This window comes from Pontibacter sp. HJ8 (genome assembly GCF_054824225.1).
On sequence record NZ_JSYF01000408.1, the window covers coordinates 1 to 5,040 of the forward strand.

4 protein-coding genes are annotated in these 5,040 nt (G+C 52.3%); 2 read left to right on the forward strand and 2 right to left on the reverse strand.

Going from position 1 to position 5,040, the window contains the following annotated elements:
* On the forward strand, window positions 1-1,149 hold a 1,149-nt coding region (locus tag OB13_RS16585; RefSeq protein ID WP_461491295.1), incomplete at its 5' end, for a DUF6056 family protein.
* A gap of 133 nt (window positions 1,150-1,282) precedes the next feature.
* Here the strand turns inward: OB13_RS16585 and OB13_RS16590 are convergent.
* Entirely contained in the window at window positions 1,283-3,697 is a 2,415-nt protein-coding gene (locus OB13_RS16590) for a TonB-dependent receptor plug domain-containing protein (RefSeq protein ID WP_461491296.1), read from the reverse strand.
* Between the two features lie 3 nt (window positions 3,698-3,700).
* Window positions 3,701-4,267 carry a PepSY-associated TM helix domain-containing protein gene (locus tag OB13_RS16595; protein WP_461491297.1) on the reverse strand — a complete coding sequence of 189 codons (567 nt, stop codon included), beginning with the start codon at window positions 4,265-4,267 and terminating at the stop codon, window positions 3,701-3,703.
* A 156-nt stretch (window positions 4,268-4,423) separates the two neighbouring features.
* On the opposite strand from OB13_RS16595, the gene OB13_RS16600 reads away from it, so the two are divergent.
* Window positions 4,424-4,894, forward strand: a complete 471-nt coding sequence (locus OB13_RS16600) for a hypothetical protein (protein ID WP_461491298.1) — start codon at window positions 4,424-4,426, stop codon at window positions 4,892-4,894.
* Window positions 4,895-5,040 lie beyond the last annotated feature (146 nt).

The window sequence follows — 5,040 nt, forward strand, 5'->3', positions numbered from 1 at the left end:
AAAGGAATAATAGCGCTGACTGCTATACTTTTGAGTCTGTACCTGCTCCTGGTACCAAGTCCGGCTGAAGGCTTTTACTTTTTTGTCACCTACGCTACTTACCAGTTTCCCAACATCCTGATGTTGCTGATGCTGGGTCTTGTTTATGCTTTTTTCAGCACAAGAAACAATCAGTCCAGAAAACTTTACATCGGCCTGGCAGCAATACTTTGTATTGCCATGGTGGGATCGAATGAGATGGCATTGATCATAGCGTTTACGACATTATTGCTTATCCTGATCGCCAACCGGTGCAATACAGAAGTTCGGCTATACCTGTTGTTCCTGTTCGTTGTCTGCGCCATCTCCTGCCTGGTGGTAGTACTGGCACCAGGCAATTATCAGCGCATGAACGACCACCCGAATGCTTCCAGATTTTTGTGGTCCGCTGTCTATTCTGCCTTCCTGACCTTACTTACTTTTTACAGGTGGCTGGCACCTGTGCTGGCAGCCTCTGTGCTGTATCTGGTATACTGGGGCTTGCCATTGGCTGACAGGTCTGAACACAGCCGGCTGTTTAAAGTTGACCTGCGGATGGCTGTACTATATTTTCTGACCACTATCTTCCTGATGTATTTTGCTTTTGCCTGGTCAACCGGTGAGCGTGCTACGCCCAGGGTGGAAAATGTGATCTGCTTCTTCTTTATCTTCGGGTGGTTCTATATCCTGCAGGTTGCCCTCCATACCTACGGCCACCTGCTGCAGCAGGAACGCCTGCTTTCTCCTGTCCTACCTGCTGTGGCCTTGCTTCTTTTTGCGTTAAGCCTGTTCTCCATAGATAATAACATCACGACGGCCTATGTGGATCTGCTGTCCGGAAAGGCAGCGGCATACGATAAAGCCCTGGATCAGCGCTATGCCACACTAGCCACGTCTGACTGTGAAGAATGCGCGGTAGCTCCACTCCCCGCCATACCCAAAACGATCTACTTCTCCGACATTTTAGAAGGCCCACAAAACAATGACATGTGGATCAACAGAGGCTTTGCTGATTACTGGAACAAAAAAGCAGTACATCTGAGTGCTCCTAACCCGCCTTTGCAGGACAATCTGACCACCATACGCAAAACGGGTAAAGGCACATTGCGTGAAAAGTCATTACTGAAATAAGAACTGGACTGACAGAGCGGGTTTATCTGTCGGTTCCGGAAAAACTGCTAGCGCTGCAAAGGGCAATCAGAAAAGTATTCCGGCAGGATGCACAACTGGCAACGACAGCCTGAAGTATCGTATTTCTTTAGCCTTATATCCTCCCCGACAGCGACACAATAAAATTTCTGCCCGGGGCTGCGATACCCGATGAATAAGGCCTGTAGCGCTGGTCGGTTATGTTTTCGATACCTGCACTTGCCGTCAAGTATGGATTCAGTTGGTACAGCACCTTGACGTTGAGTGTCATCCAGGAAGGGCTGTAGGGATTCCCGTTTTCGTCAAGGGCATACATATAAGCTTTCCCCTGCTCTTCCGGCGCCAGATTCACATGCTTCACTTCGGCGTTGTACATGGCATAGACGTCTGTTTTTAGCCGGTTACGGGTATAGGTCAGGCGGGTGATGCCAAATGCCGGGGACGCATGCCGCAAGGGAGCCTGCCGGCCGTTGTCTAGTTCCTCCGTCCCCTTCTGGAAATTGAAGCGCGATGAGAAGCCAAATCCTGCCGGGAGCTTTACTTCCACACCTACCTGCACGCCCCACACGGTAGCGTAGGCCACATTCTGGATCGCCTGCACCTGGCTTCGTTCGCCCGCGTACAGGATGCTGTCCTGCCCATTCAACTTAAAATCACGCCTGACCAACGCATCCTGCAGGTAAGTATAAAAGACAGTCGCGTCCAGTTTGACCGCTGTGCCAAACGTTTTGGCAAATCCCAGATCCACATTGTAGGCATATTCGGGTTTCAGGTTCGGATTGGGCACCAGTACCAGTCCGGGAGCAGAGTCGAATACTTTGCCGATGTCATCCACATTGGGCGAGCGGAAACCGGTGGACAAGTTAGTGCTGAGTTGCCAGGTTGCCTCTGGGCTATACACCAGTCCTGCACTTCCGGTCAAAGCCCCAGCATTGATCTGAGCAGAGGTAAACGGAAAGTCATAAAAGGTGGTATCAAAAGCTGCGTTGAGCCGGAAGTGATTGTAGCGCATACCGGAGAGCAACGTTACCTTCTCCCCTGCTTTGAAGCGGTAAGTGAGGAAGGCGGCATACGAACTCCAGTCAGACCCATCCGGGTAACGCGCCGGACCTGCTACCTGCTTCCCCGTAATTATATTTTCATCCGTACCACGCGAGCGCACGTTATTGTAGATCAGTTCTGCCCCGTAAAACAGATGATGCCGGTTGCCCAGGGCTTTCTCAAAGTCGAGGTTAACCGAGTACGCGTTTACTTTTTCGGTGCGGTTGTAGCGGGTGGGCGAACCTACATCCCGGTTGTGCCGGCTTTCTTCAAAAAGCTGGTGGGCCAGCCCGATATGGAGTTTGTCGAACGCCCGGGCATCCGCACGATGGGTCACGTTCAGGTTGTTCATCAGCCATACCTGTGGGCCATAATACCATTCTGCTGCGCGCAGTTTCCCGTTACGGTAGTGGATCAGGCGGTCATAGCGGGGCACATCGGAAGTGGCAGAGTAATGGAAACCGTACTGAAACTCCCAGTTTTCAGTGGGCTTATACCGGATCTTCTGCATCAGGTTCAGCTGGTCGTAGCCGGTGTATACCTGCCGCTCCGGATCGGGGTTTGAGATTACTTCATCCTGCCCCTCACTCCTGCTCATATACTCCGGCCGGAGGTATTCATCGGGGCCCCAGGAGCCCATTTTGAGGTCACCGTAGTCAGTCCAGGTTGCATTGCTGAGAAAGGCCCATTTTTTGAGGCCGATGTTGATGCCCACCTGTCCCGTTTTTTCCTGGTTGGCAGAAGACCAGCGCCCGGCTGCATTTCCGTTTACCAGCAGGTTATCGCTGTCAGCAAATTTTGGGGTAAGGGTATAGAAACTCATCACTCCCCCAATGGCATCGCTGCCATGCGTGACGGAGCCAGGCCCGAACAGCAACTCTGTTTTTTCCAGGGCAAAAGGGTCGAGTGAAATCACGTTTTGCAGGTTGCCGCTACGGAAAATGGCCGTGTTCATCCGTACCCCATCCACGGTGAGCAGCACCCGGTTTGTGGCAAAGCCGCGTATCATGGGGCTGCCGCCCCCGCCCTGGCTTTTCTGAATGAATACTTCCCCGGTCTGCCCCAGCATGTCGGCAGCGGTCTGCGGGCTCTGCAGCAGCACATCTTTCGGGCGGATGACGCTCACCTTCTGTGGCACCTCCCGGGCATCCTGCTGCCAGCGTGTCGCCGATATCACCACCGCTTTCAGCGAGATCGTATTTTCTTGCAGCAAAAGCCGGAATTGTTTTTCCTGCAGCTGGGTATAGCTCAACAGCTCCGTGTTATAGCCCGCCAGGCGAACGGAAATCCTGCCGGCTCCCCGCAATGGGGTGATATCCGCCTTGCCTTTGCTGTCCGTTACAACAGCTGGCGCGGTGCTGTCGCCGGTCAGGACGACCATTTCCAGGGGTTGCTGGGTTACCTGATCTTTGACTGTGAGTACCTGGCTGTAGGCTGCGGGCGCAGCCAAGCAGAGGAGCAACAGCAGTTTCAAAAGCAACTTCTCCACCGGCTACTCTTGTTTGATTTTTCGGATCTTCCGGGGGTAAAACCACAAAAAGAATCCTGTAAAGGAAATGATCAGTAGCCCAAACCCCAGCACGTTCATGGTGACCAACTTAAAGAGGTCGCTGATAATGGAGCCGTCGTGCACTTTCTCGATCCAGTCGGAGTGGCGGCGGGCAACCGAAAGCACTTTGCCTGTGCTGGCATCCAGCTGAACCTCCCAGCTGCCTTCCTGAAAAATAGTTTTCACGATGCCCTTGTCCAGGCGGGCTTCTATTCTGTCGATGGGATTGTCTTGGATGGCCGCAGCGGAGTCTAATCCTGCTATGGAAATCCTGGCCATATCAGCCAGCGGGATCCACTGCTGCAGGTCCGTGGTTATACCTTTGTGCGTTGGCGGCTGCAGCAGGTCCACATTTTTCTTCCATCCGAGCAGGATACCGGTCAGGCTGCTGATGAGCACGAAAACACCCAGCGCAAGGCCCAGGTAACGGTGGTATAGGCGAAAATTTCGCAGCCGGTCGGCCAGGGTCCTGACTTTTTGTTTAACGAGAGTAGAGGTACTGGTACTCACTGCTTTGTAAAGGGATAGGTATAGAGGGACAATATCCTACAAAAGCAGCAGATAAACAATGTGAAGACATCAGTCAGCAAAAATTAAATACTATTTGCAACCTATACCCGTTAAAGAGGCTCTTACAGTTGAAATAACCTGTACCTCTTACCGATTATGCTTAAACTGATTTATCCATTACTAGCGCTGGCGCTTCTCACGCAATGCCAGCAGGAAGAAACTCCCCTCCATACCGAAACCCAAAGCGAATCCAGTGATCTGAAATTTGGCCAGGAGGTGCTCTTGCAGCATCGGGAGCAAGTCACGCTCTTTGGCGGGGATGTGCCCCGCCGCCTGATTGTTTCCCTGGAAGGTATACAGGACTCCCGCTGCCCGGCCAATGCCAATTGTGTAACAGCTGGCAGTGCCTCCATCATCTTGAGAGCCTCCAACAGCCAGGGCTCTAACGACAAAATAGAGCTTTGCATTGGCGACTGCTCCCCTGAACCTCCCCGCAACACGCACACTGTGACTGCCCTGGTAGGAGAAACAACGTATCGTTTTACTCTGAAAGAAGTGAAGCCTTATCCGGGCCTGGAAATAGAAGGCGAAGTGCAGAAAGCACGGCTGGTAGTGGAGAAGCTGTAGGTTATGGTTTTTTTGATGTATGTACGCTAACAAGTTTTCTGCTGTCGTAGCAACAGCCTTGTGCAGCTTAGTCTCAGCATAACCTATACCTATATCTGATCAGTTCATCGTTAGCATTCACCGGGTCCAACCACCCCTGCCCCTCC

What these genes read in the sequence shown, in the direction of transcription:
- OB13_RS16600 (WP_461491298.1), top strand. Translation starts at nt 4,424, where the DNA reads ATGCTTAAACTGATTTATCCATTACTAGCGCTGGCGCTTCTCACGCAA.